A 19143-nucleotide genomic window follows, 5' to 3' on the forward strand; every position below is an offset into this window, starting at 1 on the left:
GGTCCCCGAGACGCCGGGCGTGCCGGCGCGCGGAGAGGGCTTTCTCACTCGACTCGACGTTACATCACGCAGCGGGCCCAAAGTAAAGAAGCGCGCCCGGGAAGGTCGGTTTCAAGGAGCGGGCAAGGTCACATCGGCGGGCGCCACGCCGGCAGCCACCGCCGGATAATTGGCGCTTTTCGTGCGGCCCGCGCGCTGCGTGGTGAACAGCAATGTGTAGCCAGGCCGCACGAGGGCGCAGGGCTCGTGGGGTCCGAGCGAGCTGCCGCTGCCGAAGACAGGGCTCACGGCGCGCTGGAGGGGCGCGGCGCTGGCCGGATCAAAGCGCGCGGCGAGGCCCACGACGGCCTGGCCGAGGGTGTCCCGGGCGGCGTGGTAGACGCGCAATATGGAGCGGCCCTCGGCCGACCGGACGAGCACGGGCGCGGGCGCGCCGACCCAAGCGCCGTCGTAGGGCGGCTCGGCCCCCTCCCCGGCCGGCGCGGGCGCGAGCGCGGGGCCGTCGCCGACGCGGGTCCAGGTGATGCCGTCGTCGGAGCGCGCCTCGCCGATGCGCGCGGCGTCGCCGGGCCCCGGGACCTCGTAAAACATCCGGAGCGAGCCGTCGTCGAGCACGACGACGCCCGGGCTCCGCGGCACCGCGCCGGTCTCCCAGCCAGCCGCGTCGGGGCCAAGGACGGGCCCTTCGACCCGCGTGAAGACGGCGCCGTCCGGGCTCCGCGCCAGCCCGATGCCGCCGGCCGCGGCGTAATACAGGAAGACCTCGCCGCCCACGCGGACGACCGACGGTGCGCCGACGGTGCCGCCTTCCCAGGGCTCCTCGGGCGTGAGCACAACGAGGGGCATGCGGTCGAAGGAGCGGCCATCGTCGGCGCCATGACGCACGATGGCGCCGGGCGGGGCCGCAGGATCGGGGTCCTGCCCCGGCACCTCGGGGGTCATGGCGAAGTAACCCAAGACCGCGGGCGTCGCGGGATCACCGTCGACGTCGAGGACCGTGGGATCCCGCGGAAACGTCTCGTCGTCTTCGAGGGCATTCGGGGCGGAGCGGAGGTTGCCGAGCTCGCCCGCGCGGAGGGCGCGGAACGGGCCGGCGGCGGCGTTCGGCAGGTTCTCCCCGCCGGTCTCGGTGTCGGCGAGCGTGGCGCAGCCGGACAGGAGCGCGAGGGCGAGGAGGAACGAACCAGCGTGTCCCGTGCGCATCGTCTTGCCCTCAGAACGAGGCGGTGAGCGTGGCGCCGCCCGCGATCATGGTGCCGTCGGCCCGGTAGTCCCCCACGAAGTCGGCCGGGTTCGCCTTCTGCGTGACGCGCTCGGGCAGCACGGAGAGGGCCACGTGCGTGTCGAGGCGGAGCGCGCCGCGGAGGACGGAGAACGGCGCGTTGAGGACGACGCCCACGCCGAGGGAGATCGTGTGCCGATCGGCGTCGACGAAGTTCGTCGGGCCCTCCTGCGGCGGCACGGGCGAACGCTCGTAGGCGTACCCGGCGCGCAAGGGGATCTCGACGGCCTTGGCGGGCGCAGGGCGCCCCGAGACGCGCCGCTCGGCACCGAACGCGAGGACGTACTCGACGCCGAGGCGTGGGACGAAGCGGTCCTGGAACGCGGGCGGGACGATCACGACAGGCTTGGGATCCTCGGGCAACTCGACGCCGACGCCGGGCGGGGGCTCGGCTTCGAGGTGGGCGGAGGTCCGGGGGGTCGGGCTCTCGTAGGCCGACCAGTTCACCCAGCCGAGATCGAAGTTCGCGCGGAGGCGGGGCACGGCCTGGAAGGACAAACCGAGGACGACCTGCTGCGGCTGGAAGGCGTCGAGCGTGCGTGTTTCGAGGGTGTAGCGGAGCGGGACGTCGACGCCGGCGAAGTCGACGATGCCCTCGAGGTTCGCCTGGAGCGCGAGGTCGAGCTTGGTTTGTCCGCGGTAGGCGACGCCGAGGTAGCCGAGGCGGCCGAGTTTGACGCGGGCGCCGGCGATGGGGTACCGGATGGAGGTGAGATCGGCGTCGACCTCGTGGGAGAGCTGCGAGTCGTAAGGCTTCAGGACGTTGGCCTCGCCGCGGATGCCGAAGCGGCCGCGCGTGGCGGCGAGGAAGGCAAGGCCGCCGCCGATTTCGAGCCACGGAAGCGGGCGGACGGCGAGGTGGACCGAGAGGAACAGGATGGTGGGCCGGTCGTTGTAGAGCTCCCAGCGCGGCGTCTCCTGGCGGAGGGCGCGGATGCGGGAGAGGCCGTTGTCGGGGATGTACGTGGCGATGCCGAACGCGAACGGGAGCGAGAGGATCTTGCCCGGCGCGACGATGCCCGCCATGAGGCCGTGGACGTCGGCGACGTCGTTGTCCTTGCCGTTGATGCGGAGGCGGTTGTCCGCGTAGAGGTAGCCGACCGAGAGCTCGAGGCCGGGCGCGGAGACGAGGCCGGCAGGGTTGTAGAAGCAGCCCGAGAAGTCCGCGGCGTCGGCGGTGACGGCCCCGGCGAGCGCGCCGGTGCGGGAGCCCATGCCGTACGTCCCGGGAGCGCTGGCCTGAGCTTCCGGCGCGGCGAGGAGCCACGCCGCGGCGAGCGCGGGCAGAAGCGAGCGTGCGTGGTTCGACATCAGAACCCGACCCCCACGGTGGCGGCGCCGGCGACGACGACGCCGCTCGTGCGCACGGAAGGAGCGCCGGGGTTGCTCGCGGGCACGTCCGCGGCCTTGTCGTTCGCGCGAGGATGGAGGACCTGCACCTGCCCGGCGAGATCGAAGCGCAGGTTCGGGAAGGGCGCGGCGAGTTCGAGCCCGTAGCCGAGGCCAAAGACGCTGCGCGTGTTGTCGTAGATGTTCGCGGCGGCCGTCTGCGGCGGCGAGGGCGAAAGCTCGAGGAAGTAGCCGGCGCGGAGCATCATCGAGACGGACGTCTTCGGCGAGAGGACCCGCTCGATGCCGAGGCGCGGGACGATCGTGTCCGCGTACCCGAGCGGCGTGGGCGTGAGGGCGCCACAAGGCTCCTCGGGCGGTGCACCCGTGGACGGGTCGATCTCCGGGCAACGGACGGTGGCCTCGGCGGGCCCGGGGTACGCCGACCAGCGCTTGTACGTCGCGCCCGCGGTGACGCGCCACGGGCCACCGACGCGCGCGACCTCGAGCGCGATCTGCGCGGGATCGTACTGCGCGAGGCCAGAGATGTTGAGCGGAGGCACGACGATCTGGCCGAGGTCCTTCACCTCGATGACGACGTTGAAGCGCCCGACGAGCTCGCCGCGGTAGGTGAGGCCGACGCGGTAAGCGCCGCGCTCGTAGCTCGCGCCGAGGATGGGGCCGTAACTCGCGACGAGCGTGTCTTCGACGACGGTGCCGATGCGGCCGGAGGCGTCGGTGGCGACGAGGACGGAGCCGGTGAGCGCCGCGAGCGCCGCGAAGCCGCCTCCGATCCGCACGCCATACCCGACGTCGACGCCGAGGCCGACCTGGACCGCGACGGAGGCCGTGCGATCCGCGAGGGGGAACTGCTTGGTTTCGGGAAAGAGGATGCGACCGCGGACGATGAGGTCGAAGGGCGTGAAGAAGCCGAGGCCGATGGTGATGCGGTCCTTCAGGACACCGGCGAACGGCACGGGCAGGACGGCGCCGATGAAGCCGCCCGCGAGGTTGTCGTAGTTCAGGCGCTCGGGCGCGCGGAGGTCGAAGACCGAGCCGAGCAGGCCGATCGTGAGCTCGCGTCGATGTTCGAGGCTGAGGAGCGCGGGGTTGCTCCAGACCGACTCGAAGCCGCGGCCGAGCGCGGCGCCGGTGCCGCCCATCGCCATGGAGCGCGGGCCAAAGCCGTACACGTCCTCGGGGGAGCTCCACGCGTCGCCGGCCGGCAGCGCCGTGAGGGCGGCCGAGGCGACGGCGAGCAAGAAGGCGCGGCGGCGGGCCATGCGCGCGCGACGGTAGACGCATGCAGGGCCGGAAGGAAGAGGGAGCGGAGGCCGCGACGCGCGGCGACGTGCGGGACGGATCGAGGCTCAGCGACGAACGGGTCCGCTGTCTTCCTGGGCCTCGACGAACACCTCGTCGAGCGAGTTCGCCGCGTAGGAGCGCTTCGCCCACCGGGACAAGGTCGCGCCGCTCGCGGTCGCGACGTGCGCCTGCATGGCCTCCGGGAGCTCGCCGAAGCGCTCGCGCAGGACTTCGAGGAGCATCTCGCGGCGGCCTTCTTCACGGCCTTCTTCACGGCCCTCTTCGCGGCCCTTCTCTTCCGCGTCTTGCTTGATCGCCAGGATCTCGGGGTTGCCCTTGCGCTCGAGGGCCCGCGCGGCCTCGCGCTCCGCCACCGCGCCGTCGAGCAGCGCGCGCACCAGGATCGGCCGTATGAAGCAGGGATCCTCGATCCTCCCGTCGAGGTCGAGCGGCACGAACGTGGCCTTCTCGCGCGACCACTCGCAGATCTCGCCGCGCTTCACCCGGATCGCGAACACGCGGCGAACACCGCGCTCGATGAGGTCCTCGGCCTTCTCGCGCACCACGCCTGGCGCCTGCTCGTTCACGATCTCGAACGAGACCTCTTCGAGGTGCCGCCTCCCCGTCGCGGGATCCGTGCCGTCCCGCCGGATCGACAAATCCGTGGCGAAATTCGAGCGCTCCGAGACACGCGTGAGCAGGTCGATCGAGGCGCGATAGCCTTCGCGGACGTGCAAGCGGATCACGGCGCCGAGGTTCGCGTGCGCGTCGCCGTGGGGCTCGAGCGCGGGCTGGGCGATGATCGTCCGGCCGCGTATCATCTCGTCGCGCGTCGTCTCCGGGACGACGACGTGCTGATCGACCGGGGGGAACCTGCGGGGCGGATCGGCCGGAGGGAACGAGAGCGCGGAGCCCCCCCGGGCGGACGGCGCGAGCATCATCGAGGGACCATCGCGCTTCGGATCCATCATCAACACGCAGGGTAGCAGGATCCGCGGAGGATGGGGAGAACGAGACGAGTGCGTCCGGGGTCGCGCTCGACTAGAACGATGCCGCCGTGCCCCTCGCCCTTCAGGCCCTTCTCCCCCACGAGCTCGCCCGCGTTTGCAACATCGACGTGACGGACGCGCGGCGGATCGTCTCGCTCGTGCACCGGACGGGTGGTTTGCCCGAGCGCTCGCCCGCGACGATCCGACGCGTCGCGCTCGACGCCGCCCGCGCCGCCGGACACGTCCCCACGATCCACATCGAGAGCCGCGCCGCGAGCGCGATCGATCCGTTCGTCAAGTACGCCTTCCGCCTGCCCGACGGGGCCGTCATCGAGACCGTGCGCATCCCCCTCGAGCACCCGGGTCGCTTCTCGGTCTGCGTGTCCTCGCAGGTCGGCTGCGCGCTTGCATGCGCGTTCTGCGCGACGGGCCGCATGGGCCTCGGACGCAACCTCGAGCCGTGGGAGATCGTCGAGCAGGTGCGACGCGTGCGCGAGGAGCTCGCGCAGGACCCCCCGACAAACCTCGTCGCCGCCGGGATCCGTCCTCGCGTGCACGGCGTGCTCTTCCAGGGCATGGGCGAGCCCATGGCGAACATCGAGCGCGTGATCCACGCGATCCGCGTGATGAGCGAGCCGAGCGCGCTCGCCATCGACATGCGCAACATCACGGTGTGCACGTCGGGCTTGCCGACCGGGATCCGCACGCTCCTCCGGGAGGTCCCTGCGGTGCGGCTCGGGGTCTCGCTTGGCTCGGCGCGACCGGGGCGCAGGCGCGCGCTCATGCCCATCGAGGGCGCGCACCCGCTCGAAGAGGTGCTCGCGGCTGCGGGCGAGCACGCGCGGGCGACGGGGCGATCGCCGATGTTCGCGTACACGCTGCTCGCCGGGCAAAACGACACGGACGAGGATGCCGCGGCGCTCGCGGATCTCTGCCTCTCCTTCGCCGAGGCGCACGGGCAGAGGCCCCGGCTCAGCTTGATCCCTTACAACGCGATCGCCGACGGCACCACGCCCGATCCGTTCCAGCCATCGACGCGGCTCGAAACCTTCCGCGCGGTGTTGCTCGGGCGCGGGGTGGGCACGATCGTGCGGTATTCGGGCGGCGGCGACGTGGGGGCGGCGTGTGGTCAGCTCGCGCGGCCGCTGCAGAGGGGGGTTCGGGGGCGTAGCTCGGCTCGACCGAGCGAAGCCCCCGAGCGTTGACCAAGAGGGACGACGTCTCGCGGTGGATTCCGAACCCACGGCGCGCTAGCTTGCTCGCGTGTTCGGATTGAGCTTCGGTGAGATGGTCGTGGTCGTGCTCGTGGCCATCGTGGTGGTGGGCCCGCGGCACCTGCCGAGCATGATGCGGACGGCCGGGCAGTGGGTGACGCGCATCCGCCGCATGAGCACCGACCTCCGGGCGCAGAGCGGCATCGACCAGCTCCTCCGCGAAGAAGGCATCGACCGGAGCATCCAGGAGATCCGCGCGCTCTCGAACGTGAACGTGCTCGACGGCCTGGAGAAGCTCGCCGTTCCGTCCCCCGCCGCCAAGGCCGCCACGACCTCCACCGTGGCCGCAGCCGCGACCGTGGCGGCCGCCGCGGCGAGCGCGCCTGCGCCCCACGAAGAGCCGGTCGTCATCTTGCGCGAGCGTGAGTATCCGCAGGTCGGCTGCGACGCCTACGACGCGTTGCCCGACGACGCGGCCCCGTACGGAGAGGGAGACCTCGGCGCGCCCGAGCCCCTCGCCCACCACCCGCTGGGTGCCGTGGCGACCGACGATCCGACGAGCCGGGTCGTCACGAAGGAGCCGAGCGCGGCGTCATGAGTGATTCCAAGGCGAAGGCGGTCAAGGACGCGGCGTCCGCTCCGATCGAGGAGGAGGAGGGCGCTCCCATGACGTTCTGGGAGCACCTCGACGAGTTGCGCAAGCGCCTCGTCTACTGCTTCGTCGCCTTCCTGATCTGCTGCGTGCTCACCTGGGAGTACCGCGATCCCCTGCTCGACATCATCTCGCGGCCGTTCAAGGGCGCGTGGACGGCGCAGGGCTTGGCGAACCAGGCGACCTTGCACTTCGAGTCGCCCCAGGCCGCGTTCATCGGGTACTTCCAGCTCTCGCTGCTCGGCTCGATCGTGCTCAGCGCGCCGGTCATCTTCTACCAGCTCTGGGCCTTCATCGCGCCCGGGCTCTACGCGCGCGAAAAACGCTTCGTGATCCCCTTCGTGCTCTCCGCGTCGGGGCTCTTCGCGGGCGGCTGTTACTTCGGCTGGCGTGTCGCCTTCCCCATCACGTTCAACTACTTCCTCGGCCTCGCCGGCACCGTCGGCGGCGGCCAGGGCGTGACGATCACGCCCACCGTGATGATGGGCGAGTACATCGACTTCGTGACCCGGATGCTCCTCGCGTTCGGGATCGTCTTCGAGATCCCGCTGCTCATCCTGTTCCTGTCGCTCGCGGGCATCGTTAATTACTTGCAGCTCATCCGATTCGGACGCTGGTTCGTCCTGATCGCTTTCATCGTCGCCGCGGTCGTCACACCGCCCGACATCACGAGCCAGATCGTGATGGCCGTGCCGATGCTCATCCTCTACGTGCTCTCGATCGGACTCGCGTTCGTCTTCGGCAAGAAGCCGACGGAGGCCCAGCGCGAGGCGTACCGGAAGAGCAAAGAGAAGACGAAGACGGCCTAGAAAAAACGTCCCGATCAGTGGGCGTACGGCTCGCCGCGCAGGATCGTCATCGCGCGGTAGATCTGCTCCACGAGCACGAGCCGCGCGAGCCTGTGCGGGAACGTGAGCGTCGACAGGCTGATCCTGTCGTGCGCGGCGCGCGACGTCTCCGGGGGGATGCCGTCGGCGCCGCCGATCAGGAACGAGACCACGCCCTTGCCGCGGGATCCGGCGCGCTCGATCGTCCGGGCGAACGAGGGGCTGTCGAGCGCGCGCCCCATGACCTCGAGCGCGATCGTCGTCGAGCCGTCCGTCTTCTTCGCGAAGAGCTCGATGAGCCGCGCGGGCGGCGCGTCCTCGAGCTCGATCTCGTCACAAGGCATGTACCGGCGCACGCGGCCGAAGTAGTCGTCGAGGGCCGCGCGGAGCGGTTTGTCCTTCACGCGGCCCACGGCGACGACGACGATACGCATACGATCCGGCTCTACTCTTCCTCGGTCCGATCCTCGACTTCGTCGTCCCCGAACCCTTCGCCCGCGTCCGCTTGCGCGCGGTTGCCCTGCAGGGCGGGTCGCGCTCCCGGCTCGCCTTCGGGCACGGCGACGCGGCTCGCGTCCATCCAGAGGCCCTCGATGTCGTAGAGCTGCCGCGCGTCCTCCTGGAAGACGTGCACGACCACGTCGCCGTAGTCGAGCAGCACCCACGTGGCCGCGGACATGCCCTCGACCGAGATCGGCGCGATCTTCTTCTTGCCGAGCTCCTCCTCGATCCCCTGCGCGATCGAGCCAACGTGCCGATCACTCCGGCCCGTCATGAGCACCAGGAAATCCGCGTAGTCGACGCGCCCGCGCACGTCGAGGATCTCCACGCCGAGCGCCTTCTTGTCGAGGCCGGCGACCGCCATCGCGACCGCGAGCTCGCGCGCCGGCGAGGCCGTCTCGGGCACGGGCGCCTTGCGTCCCGCCGCTCGCTTCGGGGCCGCGAGCGGCGTCTTCTTCACGCCGGGCGCGGCCTTGCTGCGGAGCTCGCCCTCGGCCTTGCGCCGCGGCAACCCCGGGCGCTTCGTGGTCTTGGCGGCCCCGGATGCGCGCACCGCCTGCCCGCTCGCGTGCGAGGCGCGGAGCTTCGGTCGGGCCGACTTCTTCGCCGCCTTCACCGCCGCCTTCACCACGGCCGGCGCCACGTGTGTGTCCCGCTCGCCCGACGCTTCGCCCGGGTCCACGTCGCGAGGCGAGCGCGCCGCGCCCGTCTTGCTCGTCTTCGTCTTCGTCGTCGTCTTCGTCGCAGTCGTCTTGCTGCGAGCCGGCTTGGGCGACTCGCCCCCGCCGTCCGATCGCTTCTTCGTTGCCAACGTCTACCTCACTTCGGCCTCTGACCCGGGCCGATTACCGAATTTGCCCCTCACCGAAGACGATCCACTTCTTCGCGGTGAGGCTCTCGAGCCCCATCGGTCCGTACGCATGGAGCTTCGTCGTCGAGATGCCGATCTCCGCGCCGAGCCCGAGCTCGCCGCCGTCGTTGAAACGCGTGGACGCGTTGACGAGCACGCAGCTCGCGTCGACGGCCCGCGAGAAGCGCTGCGCCCGCTCGTAGCTGCGCGTGCAGATCGCCTCGGTGTGGTTCGAGCCGTACTGCGCGATGTGATCGAGCGCCTCGTCGAACGAGCCGACGATCCGGATGGCGAGGATCGGCGCGAGAAACTCCTGCCCGTAATCCTCGGTCGACGCGGGTTTGGCCGAGGGGATCACCGCGCGAGTCGCCTGATCGCCGCGGATCTCGAGCCCCTGCGCCGCGAGTTTTCCGACCCGCGGCAAGAACGCGAGCGCCACGCTCTCGTGCACGAGCAAGCACTCGAGCGCGTTGCAGACGCCCGGCCGGCTGAGCTTGCCGTTCTCCACGAGCCGGAGCGCCATGTTGAGATCGGCGCCCTCGTCGACGTAGAGGTGACAAACCCCCTTGTAGTGCTGGATCACCGGCACGCGGGCGTGCTCGGTCACGAAGCGGATGAGCCCCTCGCCGCCGCGCGGGATGACGAGATCGATCCTCCCCGCGAGCCCGACGAGCAGCCGGATCCCCTCGCGATCGCTGGGCGGCACGATCTGCACGGCGTCCGCAGGCAACCCGGCGGACGCGACCGCGGCGCGGACGAGCTCTCCGAGCGCTGCGTTCGATCGCGCCGCCTCCTTGCCGCCGCGCAGGAGCACGGCGTTGCCGCTCTTCAAGCAGAGCGCGGCCGAGTCCACGGTCACGTTCGGACGCGCCTCGTAGATCATCGCGATCACGCCGAGCGGGATGCGCACCTGGCCCACGCTGAGGCCGTTCGGGCGCTGCTTCATGCCGAGCACCTCGCCCACCGGATCCTCGAACGACGCGATCTGCGTGACGGCCGCCGCGATGCCGAGGATGCGCGGTTCGTCGAGGATCAACCGGTCGACGAGCGCAGGGGCGAGCCCGGACGCGCGCGCGGCCTCGACGTCTTCGGCGTTCGCAGCGCGGAGCGGCGAGCCCTCGGCAGCTTGGGCGCGCAGCGCCTCTGCGATCGCGACGAGCGCGCGATCCTTGGCTTCACGCGACGCGGTCGACAGCGTACGCGCGGCCTTTCGGGCGCGCTTTGCGAGCTCGACGAGCTCCTCGGTCAGGATTGCGGTGCTCTCCACGGCGTCGAAACCTAACGCGGCTGCCCGCACAAGGCCAAGGGCGTGCTAGCGTGGCCTCGTGTCGGCTCGCCCGCGCGGTGTCCCCGCCTGGTTCCTTCTCCTGCCCCTCGGGCTGCCTACGTGGCTCGGCTGTGGCTCTCACGACGACGAGGGGCCGGCGAGCGCCGCGCCCGCAGCGACGATGATCCCGATGGGCGCGCCCGGCGCCGAGGGCGCGAAATTCGACCCGACCCCGGAGACGCCTCCCCCCAAACCCTCCGAAATGCGCCAGAAGATCGACGGTACCCCCGAACCGCTCGCGCCTCCGAGCCCGTTCGGCCTGCCGCCCGAGAACCAGCACGAGGGCCCGGCGACGCCGACACCTCCTCCGCCGCCGAACCTGAAGAAGAAGGGGACCCAAATATGAGCAACCGGTTCGTCCCCGCGCTCGTGTCGCTCGTCGTGCTCGCCGCAGGCGCCTGCAGCAGCCCGCCGAAGCCGAAGCCGCTGCCGGGCGGCCCGCCGCCCGAGTACGAGGCGCCGCGGAGCTTCGATCTGCCCGGAAACCAGGCGCCCCCGGCCGAAGCGCCCGCGCCGACCGATCCGCCCCCGCCGCCTTAACAACCTGTGGAATGATCGTCGCGAGCGCCCCGAAGCTAGGGCGACGGAGCGAGGAATCCTGAAGGATTTCGAGCGATGTCGACCGACGATTCGGGGCGCGCAGCAGATAAGTCCACAGGCTGTTAGAAGGCGCGCCGGATCTCGGGTCCACGTCCTCCAGGACGACGACTTACCACAAAGGCCCTTCGTTTGGCTTCGACGGGCGAAACCCTCGGCGCGACGCCGCCCTCGATGCAGAGGAGCGATCGCTCGGGGACCTCCTGCCAAGCGCCCTCGTGCGGCGCCTCCGACGCAATGCGAACGACGCCCGCCTCGGACGAGACGTACAAGCTCCGGCCGAAGCGATGGGCATAAAGCACGTCCCCATCACTCAATAGAAAATTGATCGCGCCGAAGCGAGGCCTGTCCGTCGCGGCCTCGATGACCCGGGCGATCGCGCGCTGGGCCGCACCGCCGGGCGCGCGCCGGCTCCCGTACGTGGCGCCGACCTCGTCGAGCGCGGTCATCAGGAACGCGAAAAACCGCTCGCTATCCGTGTCCCCCGCGATTTCCCGCCTGCGCGATTGCGAGGTGCGTCTTTCGAGCCACGCGACGTCCGAGATGGTGCCATTGTGCGCGAAAACCCACGCATCCCGGCGAAACGGGTGGGTATTCGTGAGGTCGGTCCTTCCGACCGTGGCTTTGCGGACGTGTGCGAGGACGACGCGCCCGCGGGTATTCGAGGCGATCGTGCGGAACGTCGGGTCCGCGTGCGCGCACGTCGGGCTCTTGTGGATCGCCCAGGTTTTCCCGTCATGGGCGGCGATCCCCCAGCCGTGCGGGTGCTCGGACGACAGGGCGGCGAGGCTTTTGGGAGCCGTGGCGAGCGGCTCGGGGTGAGGTTCGACGTGCCTCGAAACGACGCCAAACAGGCGACACATCGGAGCAGATGATAGCCGAGGGTGCGAGGATGGGCCAGATTGTACGGGAGAAACGGGTACGGACGGGCGCGCGCGGCGGGGGCGGGATCTGCTAGGATCGACGACGGCACCATGGACGCTCCTCGGAAGTTCGCGACGTACGAGGATCTGCTGGCCTTGCCCGCGTCGGAGAGGGCCGAGATCATCGGGGGCAGCCTGCTGATGCTGCCGTCGTCGCGCCCGAGGCACTCGAACGTGCAGCGAGCGCTGGGAAGGTTCGTCGGTGGACCGTTCCACGACGACGACGGCTTCGGCGGCCCCGGCGGCTGGTGGATCTTCCTCGACGTGGACGTCGCGCTGGGCCTGCCGCGCATTTTGGAGGATTTTGAATTGCGCGACGGTTTGTGGGTGAACATCGCGTCGTACGACGAGCACGCGACGGCGCAGATTCCGCCCTTCGAGGCCGTCGAATTGCCGATGCCCCGTATCTTCCTGCCGCGCCCGCCGAGCAGCGAAGGGGCTTGACCCGCCCGCTTCAGACGATCGTCAACCCGCCGTCCGCCACGAAGCTCGCTCCGTGGCAATAACTCGAATCGTCCGACGCGAGGAAGAGCGCGAGCTTCGCCATTTCCTCGTTGGTGGCCACGCGACGGGCGGGAATCATTTGCTGGTAGCCAGCCCGCAGCGCCTCGGCGTGCCCCGGGGCCATTTGTTCGGTGAACGCGTACATCATGCGGTTGTCGACGCCGCCCGGGACCATCGCATTGACCCGGATGTTCACGGGCGCGAGCTCGGCCGCCGCCGTGCGCACGAGCGCGAGCACCGCGGCCTTGCTCGTCGCATACGCGGCGCACCCCGGGAACGAGGTGATCGCGGCCGTCGACGACGTGACCACGATGCTCCCTCCGCCCCGCTCCCGCATGCGCGGAATGACCTTCTGGATGCCCAGGAACGCCCCGCGGACGTGAATCGCGTGAAGGTCGTCGAGCACCGCCACGTCGAGGTCCGCGATGGGCGTGACCGTCCCCTCGTTTCCCGCATTCGCAAAAAGCACGTCGACCCCGCCGAAGGCCCGAACCGCCGCGTCGACGTACCGCGTGGAGTCTTCGATCGTTCGGACGTCCGCCACCACGGTGCGCGTCCGCGCGGAATCACACCCCTCCGCGGCCTGCCGCAGCCGCTCTTCGTCGCGACCGACCAGCACGAGCTTGGCCCCCTCGCGTGAAAAGAGCGCGGCCGTCGCCGTCCCAATGCCCCCCGAAGCTCCCGTGATGATGACGACCTTGTCCGTCAGCTTCCCCATAGGCACGGCACGCTACCGATTCTTCCCGCCTTTTGCCAGCGCAGCGAGGCCCGGAGCTGGGGCGTCGCCCCAGGCCCCAGGAGGGGGCGGACAGCCCCCCGCGGGGTCCGGGGCAGCGCCCCGGCGCGGCGGGGGCTCACCTACCCCCGCGCGCTTCGTCGAAGGACTCGGATCACGGCTCGCCTGCCCCCGCGCGCGTCGTGACCACGGGAGGGACGGGGCGTCCCGCCAGGGAACATGGCGTGACTACCGGAGGATCACGGCTCGGCTTGGTGTGTACGGTGGCAGCGCGGGGGAGGATCGGAGCGTCCTTCGCGTGGGATGGACGCGGAGCGGGAGAGGGACGGGGTCACCTGGCCGCGTTGGGTCGCGGAGCGGGGGTGGATCACGGCTCTGGGCATGGGTTTCATCGGGAAGCCGCTGCGCTGGGGCCTTGCCCCAGGCCCCACCAGGGGCTGTCCGCCCCTGGACCCGGACCAGGGCCAGCCCTGGACCCCTGGGCATCGACTGCGCGAAGCGCAGTCGATGCGGGGAAATTGCTTGTAACTGTCCGCCCCCCTTTGCAGCCAGGGGCTGGACCCAAGCTCGATGAACTGCGCGATGCGCAGTTCATCGAACAGCCAGGGTCAAGACCGGCAACGACCCTGCCAACCGAGACAGCCGCGTGGCGGGTTCGGCTGGCAACCCGGCTTCTTCGTCGGCCTGTTTGAAAAACTGCGCACCGCGCAGTTTTTCAACCCTGGGTCCAGCCCCTGGCTGGTCCGGGGTCGAGGGGGCGGACAGCCCCCCGCGGGGTCCGGGGCAGCGCCCCGGCGGCGGCGCCACGTGAACTGGGATGATACCCTTGCTCCCCGTGATTCGGCTCGGCTCGCTCGTCCTCCCTGCCCTGCTCCTCGCCCTCCCCGCGTGCTCCCGCGGCGACGCCCCGGCCGACCCCTCGCCGCCCCCCGTCGTGTCCTCCCGGCCCGCGCCTGCGCCCCGCCCGGCTGGCCCCGCCGAACTCGCCCTCGTCGCGCCCCTCGCGCCCGGCAGCACGCTCGACGGTTTTGCCGTGCGCGACATCCGCGCGGTGCAGAACGGCGTCCTCACGCTCGTTTGCGCAAAGGATCGGGCCCTCGTGCGCCTCTCCGTCGCGCTCGTCGCGGACGACGGCCCCGCGCCGCCTGCTGTCGCCGGCAAATACGCGATCTTTTACTCGGCGCGTGGCAGCGATCCGGCGGACGGCGAGCGCCTCGCCAAGGCCCTCGCGGCCATCCTGGAGAAACACCCCGACGTACCCGTTCCGCCGGGGATGACCTCGTTCGTCCCGACGCCCATTCCCATCTAGCCCCTTCGCGCCCTCCGGTGCTCGCCCCCTCTCGCGAAAAGTGCTAGCGCGGCGACCATGCTCACTGGCCGACGGGACCTCGTCCTGATCCTGGATTTCGGTTCGCAGTACACCCAGCTCATCGCCCGCCGGATCCGCGAGGCCTCCGTGTACTGCGAGGTCTACCGCTATGACCTGCCGATCGAGCGCATCCGCGAGCTCGCCCCCCGCGGCATCATCCTCTCGGGCGGACCGTCGAGCGTGTACGGCGAGGGCGCCCCGCACATCTCCGCCGAGCTCTTCTCCGTTGGCATCCCGATCCTCGGCATCTGCTACGGCATGCAGCTCCTCTCGCACCTGCTCGGCGGCAAGGTCGAGCGCGGCGCCGAGGGCGAATACGGGCCCGCGCTGGTCCGCACGACCCGCGCCGCCGGCGTCTTCGCGCGCTTCAACGACGGCGACGTCCTCGACGTCTGGATGAGCCACGGCGACAAGGTCGTCGAGCTCCCGCCCGGCTTCTCCACGCTCGGCACCACCGACACCACCCCGTTCGCCGCCATCGCCGACGACGAGCGCCGCATCTACGGCCTGCAATTCCACCCTGAGGTCGCGCACACGCGCCGCGGCAAGGACCTGCTCGAAGCATTCCTCTTCGACGTCTGCGGCCTCGAGCCCACGTGGACCCCGGCCTCGTTCGTCGAGGAATCGGTCGCGGTGATCCGCCAGAAGGTCGGCCCCGACGCGAGCGCCGTGTGTGGCCTCTCGGGCGGCGTCGACTCCTCGGTCGCCGCGATCCTCTGCCACCGCGCGCTCGGCGACCGGCTCGTCTGCATCTTCGTCGACAACGGCCTCTTGCGAAAAGGCGAGGCTGAGCAAGTCGTGAAGATGTTCGGCGACCACTACCACCTCCGGCTCGTGCACGTGGATGCCCGCAAGCGCTTCCTCGACGCGCTCTCCGGCGTCACGGATCCCGAGCAGAAGCGCAAGACGATCGGCCGCGTCTTCATCGAGGTCTTCGAGGAGGAGGCGAAGAAGATCGAGGATTGCCGCTTCCTCGTGCAAGGTACGCTCTACCCGGACGTGATCGAGAGCGTCTCGGCGAAGGGCCCGAGCGCGGTGATCAAGAGCCACCACAACGTCGGCGGCTTGCCGGAGCGCATGAAGCTCGGCCTCGTCGAGCCGCTGCGTGAGCTCTTCAAGGACGAGGTGCGCGCGGTCGGCGCGACGATGGGCATCCCGCACCACCTGCTCTGGCGCCACCCCTTCCCCGGCCCTGGACTTGCCGTGCGTTGCCTCGGCCCGCTCACCGAGGAGCGGCTCCAGGTCTTGCGCGAGGCCGACGCGATCTTCGAGGAGGAGATCCGCGAGGCGGGGCTCTACGACAAGATCTGGCAAAGCTTCTGCGTGCTCTTGCCCGTCCGCACCGTCGGCGTGATGGGCGACGAGCGCACGTACGACGAGGTGATCGCGCTGCGGGCCGTGGAGTCGAAGGACGGCATGACGGCCGACTGGTCGCGCATCCCGCACGAGGTGCTCGGACGAACGAGCGCGCGGATCATCAACGAGGTCCGCGGCGTGAACCGCGTCGTGTACGATGTCTCGTCGAAGCCTCCGGCCACGATCGAGTGGGAATGATGGAAACGAGCGCGAAACGCGGGAGCTTGGCGGCCCTTCTGTGCAGCCTATTCATCGGGGCCTGCGCGCCGAGCGTGCCGGCCACGGTCTCGCTGCGGGTGAAGGGCAACGCCCCGGACGCGTCGGTGACGATCGACGACATGTACATCGGGGCGCTCGCGTTCGTGGCGAAGCGCGGCGTCGCCCTGCCGCCGGGCAAACACCGGATTACCATCGAGAAGCCCGGCTTTTTTCCCTGGGACAAGCTCGTCGAGGCCCGCGAGGGGGATCCGCCGATCCACCTCGCGGTGGACCTCGTGAAAATCCCGGATTGATCGCGCCCGTTCGGGCAAGAAGGACTTGACTCTGCGGGATGTTTCGCTACCGTCCCGCGCTCCCCGAGGACAGACATGGCGAATACCCCGAAGTGGAACATCCGGTTGCGGCACGAGTGGCTCTCCACGCCGCTGAAGAAGAAGCGGATCAAGCGCGGCCAGAAGGCGCGTATTGGCCTGCTGGACGCCGAGGCGCGGAAGAAGACCAAGGCCGACAAGGCCCCAAAGGCCGAACAGGCGTCCTGACCGGACGTTCGGACTTCTTGGCGGCACGCGCGAGACACCTGCGCGCACGCTGATCCGAGACGAAGAGGCGTCGCCCCTCGCCCACAACGCAGGGGTGGACGCCTTTTTCCGTCCGTAGGGCCTCGCATTTTGGCATGCTGGCGCAGACCGCCGTCGGCGCGTTCACGAACACGCACGTGGACGACGGCTCGGAGGCGGGAGAACGGCGCGCGCGTCGTGGTTCTACGGATGAGCGATACCAGCGAGGCCCTGCGACAGTCCGAGGAGCGTTACCGCACGCTCTTCGAACAGGCGCCCGTCGGCGTGTTCCTGTACGACCGAAGCCTCCGGCTCACCACGTGGAACGCGCGCTTCACGCAGCTCCTCCAGACGACGAACGAGCGGCTCTCGGGCTTCGACATGCACGGGCTGCGCGACCGCGCCGTGCTGCCCTCGATCAAGGGCGCCCTTGCCGGCGCGTCGAGCACGTACGAGGGCCGCTACCAGGCGACCACGAGCGACGCCGTCGTGTGGGTCTCGATGCGCCTTTGCCCGCTCCGGAACGCCAGCGGCGAGGTCATCGGCGGCATGGGCGTGGTCGAGGATCTCACGGAGCGAAACCGCGCGCTCTCCGCGCTCCGCGAGAGCGAGCAGCGCCACGCGCTCTATGTCAAGCGCAGCCCCCTCGGCGTGATCGTGTGGAACACGCGCTTCGAAGTGCTCGAGTGGAACCCGTCGGCGACGCGGATCTTCGGCTACACCGAGGAGGAAGCCCTCGGCAAACGCGAGCCGGGCTTCATCGTGTCGGAGAACGCTTGGCCCTTCGTCCGCGCGCTCTGGGAAGGTCTGCTCCAACAGACGGGCGTCGAGCGGAGCCGCAACGAGAACGTGCGGAAGGACGGACGGACCATCTGCTGCGAGTGGTCCGCCACAGCGCTCGTCGACGCGCAGGACGACGTGATCGGCGTCGCGGCCCTCGTCGAGGACGTGACCGAGCGGCAAGCCGCCGAGGAGGCGTTGAAGCGCTCGGAGGCGCGGTTCCGCGCGCTCATCGAACGCGCGCCCGACGCCATCGGCGTGGTGCGTCAAGGCCGGTGGATCTACGCGAACCCCGCGCTCGTCACGTACCTCGGCTACGAGCGCCCCGGCGAGCTCATCGGGCGCCTCGCGCGGGACTCCGTTCATCCCGACGACCGCGTCGTGCAGGAGCAACATCATGCCGATCTCGAGCGCGGCACGTCGGTCTCACCGCACGAGTACCGGCTGCTCCGTCGCGACGGATCCATCGTCCACGCCGAGGTCGTGAGCCTGCTCGTCGACTACGACGGCGCGCCGGCGATCCTCGGCATCGCGCGTGATCTGACCGAGCGCAAGCAGATGCAAGCGCGCCTCGTGCAAGCCGAGCGCATGGCCGCGGTCGGCACGCTCGCGGCCGGGGTGGCGCATGAGATCAACAGCCCCCTCGCCTACGTGCTCACGCAGCTCACGGTGGCGACCGGCGAGGCGCTGCCCGGGTTGAAGCAACGCGTCGAGGTCCTCGAGCACGCCGCGGATCTCACGCCGGGCGAGCTCACGCAGCGCGTCCTGGAGCTCGAAGCGGCGCTCGACGGCGCGCGCGAGGCGGCCGAGCGCATGCGCAGCATCGTGCGGGATCTGCGGACGTTCTCCCGCGCGGACGACGGCGAGATCGCGCCGACCGACGTGCGCCGCGTGCTCGACGCCTCGCTCAACATGGTCTTCGGCGAGATCCGCCACCGCGCGCGGCTCGAGAAGCAGTACGACGACGTGCCGCTCGTCGACGCCAACGAAGCGCGGCTCGGCCAGGTCTTCGTGAACCTGCTCGTCAACGCGGCGCAGGCGTTGCCCGAAGGAAATGCAGCGGCGAATCTGATCCGGCTGCGCACCTACGTCGGCGACGCGGGGCGCGTGATCGTGGAGGTGATGGACTCGGGCCCTGGCATCCCCGACGACGTCAAAGCGAAGATCTTCGACCCCTTTTTCACGACGAAGCCCGCGGGCGTGGGCACGGGCCTCGGGCTCTGGATCTGCCAGGGGATCGTCACGCGCCTCGGCGGAACGATCGATCTTGCCTCGAGGCCCGGCGAGACGATCTTTCGAGTCGTGCTCCCGCCCGGCGCATCCGCCGGCAAACCTCTCGACGGCGCGCGGGCTCTCCGCGCCGACGAGCCGAACCTCGCGCAGAAGCCAGCCATGAAGCCGAAGCCCCCCGACGTGAAGCCACGCCGCGGCCGCGTGCTCGTGATCGACGACGAGGCGCCGCTCGCGAACGCCCTCAAGATGTTCCTCGCCGACGAGCACGACGTCGTGGTCTCGACGAGCGGCCGCGACGCGCTCGCGCTGCTCGAAAAGGATCCGACGTTCGACGCGATCCTCTGCGATCTGATGATGCCCGACGTGACGGGCGTGGACGTCCACGAGGCGCTGCGCGAGCGCGCGCCCGACGTCGCCGCGCGTCTCGTCTTCGTGACGGGCGGCGCGTTCACGCCGCGCATGCGGGCGTTCCTCGAAGAGGTCCGCAACCCCCAGCTCGAAAAGCCCTTCGACCTCCCGAAGCTCCGCGCGCTGCTGCGCCAACTCGTCTCGGCGCGCTGAGAAGCTCGCTGCGCTTCTCAGCGCCCTGCCGG

General features: G+C 70.3%; 20 protein-coding genes. 11 read left to right on the top strand and 9 right to left on the bottom strand.

Going from position 1 to position 19143, the window contains the following annotated elements:
• Positions 1-111 precede the first annotated feature (111 nt).
• From POL67_RS29485 to POL67_RS29500, 4 genes are all read right to left on the bottom strand, one after another.
• Positions 112-1203, bottom strand: a complete 1092-nt coding sequence (locus tag POL67_RS29485; RefSeq protein WP_271923091.1) for a glycoside hydrolase family protein — start codon at positions 1201-1203, stop codon at positions 112-114.
• Positions 1204-1213: 10 nt separating this feature from the next.
• Positions 1214-2593, bottom strand: coding sequence for an OmpP1/FadL family transporter (locus POL67_RS29490; protein ID WP_271923093.1), 1380 nt, complete (start codon positions 2591-2593; stop codon positions 1214-1216).
• A complete protein-coding gene (locus tag POL67_RS29495; RefSeq protein WP_271923095.1) occupies positions 2593-3894 on the bottom strand; it encodes an OmpP1/FadL family transporter in 1302 nt (433 codons plus the stop codon). Before POL67_RS29495 ends, POL67_RS29490 begins: the two co-directional genes overlap by 1 nt.
• Positions 3895-3981: 87 nt before the next feature.
• Positions 3982-4887 carry a PDDEXK family nuclease gene (locus tag POL67_RS29500; protein WP_271923097.1) on the bottom strand — a complete coding sequence of 302 codons (906 nt, stop codon included), beginning with the start codon at positions 4885-4887 and terminating at the stop codon, positions 3982-3984.
• 86 nt (positions 4888-4973) lie between these two features.
• On the opposite strand from POL67_RS29500, the gene rlmN reads away from it, so the two are divergent.
• From rlmN to tatC, 3 genes are read left to right on the top strand one after another with little or no spacing between them, the layout of a single operon-like run.
• The gene (gene rlmN, locus POL67_RS29505) at positions 4974-6110 is read left to right on the top strand and encodes a 23S rRNA (adenine(2503)-C(2))-methyltransferase RlmN (RefSeq protein ID WP_271923099.1); all 1137 of its coding nucleotides are present in this window, start codon (positions 4974-4976) and stop codon (positions 6108-6110) included.
• A gap of 58 nt (positions 6111-6168) precedes the next feature.
• Positions 6169-6717 (top strand): Sec-independent protein translocase protein TatB, encoded by a 549-nt coding sequence (tatB, locus tag POL67_RS29510; protein WP_271923102.1) that lies wholly within the window; start codon positions 6169-6171, stop codon positions 6715-6717.
• Entirely contained in the window at positions 6714-7580 is an 867-nt protein-coding gene (gene tatC / locus POL67_RS29515) for a twin-arginine translocase subunit TatC (protein WP_271923104.1), read from the top strand. Before tatB ends, tatC begins: the two co-directional genes overlap by 4 nt.
• Before the next feature lie 14 nt (positions 7581-7594).
• Here tatC and POL67_RS29520 read toward each other — a convergent pair whose 3' ends face one another.
• From POL67_RS29520 to POL67_RS29530, 3 genes are read right to left on the bottom strand one after another with little or no spacing between them, the layout of a single operon-like run.
• On the bottom strand, positions 7595-8032 hold the full coding sequence (locus POL67_RS29520) for a 23S rRNA (pseudouridine(1915)-N(3))-methyltransferase RlmH (RefSeq protein WP_271923106.1): 438 nt from the start codon (positions 8030-8032) through the stop codon (positions 7595-7597).
• Positions 8033-8043: 11 nt separating this feature from the next.
• Positions 8044-8910: a ribosome silencing factor gene (rsfS, locus tag POL67_RS29525; RefSeq protein WP_271923108.1), complete on the bottom strand. Its 867-nt coding sequence runs from the start codon at positions 8908-8910 to the stop codon at positions 8044-8046.
• Positions 8911-8944: 34 nt separating this feature from the next.
• Entirely contained in the window at positions 8945-10216 is a 1272-nt protein-coding gene (locus tag POL67_RS29530; protein ID WP_271923110.1) for a glutamate-5-semialdehyde dehydrogenase, read from the bottom strand.
• 58 nt (positions 10217-10274) lie between these two features.
• Between POL67_RS29530 and POL67_RS29535 the strand changes: the two genes are divergently transcribed.
• Both POL67_RS29535 and POL67_RS29540 read left to right on the top strand, forming a co-directional pair.
• Complete coding sequence (locus tag POL67_RS29535; RefSeq protein ID WP_271923112.1) at positions 10275-10622, top strand: hypothetical protein; 348 nt, start codon at positions 10275-10277, stop codon at positions 10620-10622.
• Positions 10619-10816, top strand: coding sequence for a hypothetical protein (locus tag POL67_RS29540; RefSeq protein ID WP_271923114.1), 198 nt, complete (start codon positions 10619-10621; stop codon positions 10814-10816). The genes POL67_RS29535 and POL67_RS29540 overlap by 4 nt, the downstream gene beginning before the upstream one ends.
• A gap of 122 nt (positions 10817-10938) precedes the next feature.
• Here the strand turns inward: POL67_RS29540 and POL67_RS29545 are convergent, their stop codons facing one another.
• The gene (locus POL67_RS29545) at positions 10939-11736 is read right to left on the bottom strand and encodes a class II glutamine amidotransferase (RefSeq protein ID WP_271923116.1); all 798 of its coding nucleotides are present in this window, start codon (positions 11734-11736) and stop codon (positions 10939-10941) included.
• A 111-nt stretch (positions 11737-11847) separates the two neighbouring features.
• On the opposite strand from POL67_RS29545, the gene POL67_RS29550 reads away from it, so the two are divergent.
• Positions 11848-12240, top strand: a complete 393-nt coding sequence (locus tag POL67_RS29550) for a hypothetical protein (protein WP_271923118.1) — start codon at positions 11848-11850, stop codon at positions 12238-12240.
• 10 nt (positions 12241-12250) lie between these two features.
• Here POL67_RS29550 and POL67_RS29555 read toward each other — a convergent pair whose 3' ends face one another.
• On the bottom strand, positions 12251-13018 hold the full coding sequence (locus POL67_RS29555) for an SDR family NAD(P)-dependent oxidoreductase (RefSeq protein WP_271930910.1): 768 nt from the start codon (positions 13016-13018) through the stop codon (positions 12251-12253).
• Between the two features lie 844 nt (positions 13019-13862).
• Here POL67_RS29555 and POL67_RS29560 point away from each other — a divergent pair.
• From POL67_RS29560 to POL67_RS29580, 5 genes are all read left to right on the top strand, one after another.
• A complete protein-coding gene (locus POL67_RS29560; protein ID WP_271923119.1) occupies positions 13863-14345 on the top strand; it encodes a hypothetical protein in 483 nt (160 codons plus the stop codon).
• Positions 14346-14402: 57 nt separating this feature from the next.
• Complete coding sequence (guaA, locus tag POL67_RS29565) at positions 14403-15959, top strand: glutamine-hydrolyzing GMP synthase (RefSeq protein WP_271923121.1); 1557 nt, start codon at positions 14403-14405, stop codon at positions 15957-15959.
• Complete coding sequence (locus POL67_RS29570) at positions 15956-16273, top strand: PEGA domain-containing protein (RefSeq protein WP_271923123.1); 318 nt, start codon at positions 15956-15958, stop codon at positions 16271-16273. The genes guaA and POL67_RS29570 overlap by 4 nt, the downstream gene beginning before the upstream one ends.
• 75 nt (positions 16274-16348) lie before the next feature.
• Positions 16349-16519 carry a hypothetical protein gene (locus POL67_RS29575; protein ID WP_271923125.1) on the top strand — a complete coding sequence of 57 codons (171 nt, stop codon included), beginning with the start codon at positions 16349-16351 and terminating at the stop codon, positions 16517-16519.
• A 228-nt stretch (positions 16520-16747) separates the two neighbouring features.
• Positions 16748-19111 carry a hybrid sensor histidine kinase/response regulator gene (locus POL67_RS29580; RefSeq protein ID WP_271923127.1) on the top strand — a complete coding sequence of 788 codons (2364 nt, stop codon included), beginning with the start codon at positions 16748-16750 and terminating at the stop codon, positions 19109-19111.
• Positions 19112-19143: the final 32 nt, after the last annotated feature.

Source organism: Polyangium mundeleinium (assembly GCF_028369105.1).
Lineage (GTDB): Bacteria > Myxococcota_A > Polyangia > Polyangiales > Polyangiaceae > Polyangium > Polyangium mundeleinium.

Bases quoted from the DNA above. Each gene is read 5' to 3' on its own strand.
- POL67_RS29520 (WP_271923106.1), bottom strand. From the start codon at position 8,032: ATGCGTATCGTCGTCGTCGCCGTGGGCCGCGTGAAGGACAAACCGCTC.
- POL67_RS29485 (WP_271923091.1), bottom strand. From the start codon at position 1,203: ATGCGCACGGGACACGCTGGTTCGTTCCTCCTCGCCCTCGCGCTCCTG.
- POL67_RS29495 (WP_271923095.1), bottom strand. From the start codon at position 3,894: ATGGCCCGCCGCCGCGCCTTCTTGCTCGCCGTCGCCTCGGCCGCCCTC.
- POL67_RS29580 (WP_271923127.1), top strand. From the start codon at position 16,748: ATGAGCGATACCAGCGAGGCCCTGCGACAGTCCGAGGAGCGTTACCGC.
- tatC (WP_271923104.1), top strand. From the start codon at position 6,714: ATGAGTGATTCCAAGGCGAAGGCGGTCAAGGACGCGGCGTCCGCTCCG.
- POL67_RS29575 (WP_271923125.1), top strand. From the start codon at position 16,349: ATGGCGAATACCCCGAAGTGGAACATCCGGTTGCGGCACGAGTGGCTC.
- POL67_RS29545 (WP_271923116.1), bottom strand. From the start codon at position 11,736: ATGTGTCGCCTGTTTGGCGTCGTTTCGAGGCACGTCGAACCTCACCCC.
- POL67_RS29550 (WP_271923118.1), top strand. From the start codon at position 11,848: ATGGACGCTCCTCGGAAGTTCGCGACGTACGAGGATCTGCTGGCCTTG.
- guaA (WP_271923121.1), top strand. From the start codon at position 14,403: ATGCTCACTGGCCGACGGGACCTCGTCCTGATCCTGGATTTCGGTTCG.
- POL67_RS29490 (WP_271923093.1), bottom strand. From the start codon at position 2,593: ATGTCGAACCACGCACGCTCGCTTCTGCCCGCGCTCGCCGCGGCGTGG.
- POL67_RS29540 (WP_271923114.1), top strand. From the start codon at position 10,619: ATGAGCAACCGGTTCGTCCCCGCGCTCGTGTCGCTCGTCGTGCTCGCC.
- POL67_RS29570 (WP_271923123.1), top strand. From the start codon at position 15,956: ATGATGGAAACGAGCGCGAAACGCGGGAGCTTGGCGGCCCTTCTGTGC.
- POL67_RS29555 (WP_271930910.1), bottom strand. From the start codon at position 13,018: ATGGGGAAGCTGACGGACAAGGTCGTCATCATCACGGGAGCTTCGGGG.
- POL67_RS29500 (WP_271923097.1), bottom strand. From the start codon at position 4,887: ATGATGGATCCGAAGCGCGATGGTCCCTCGATGATGCTCGCGCCGTCC.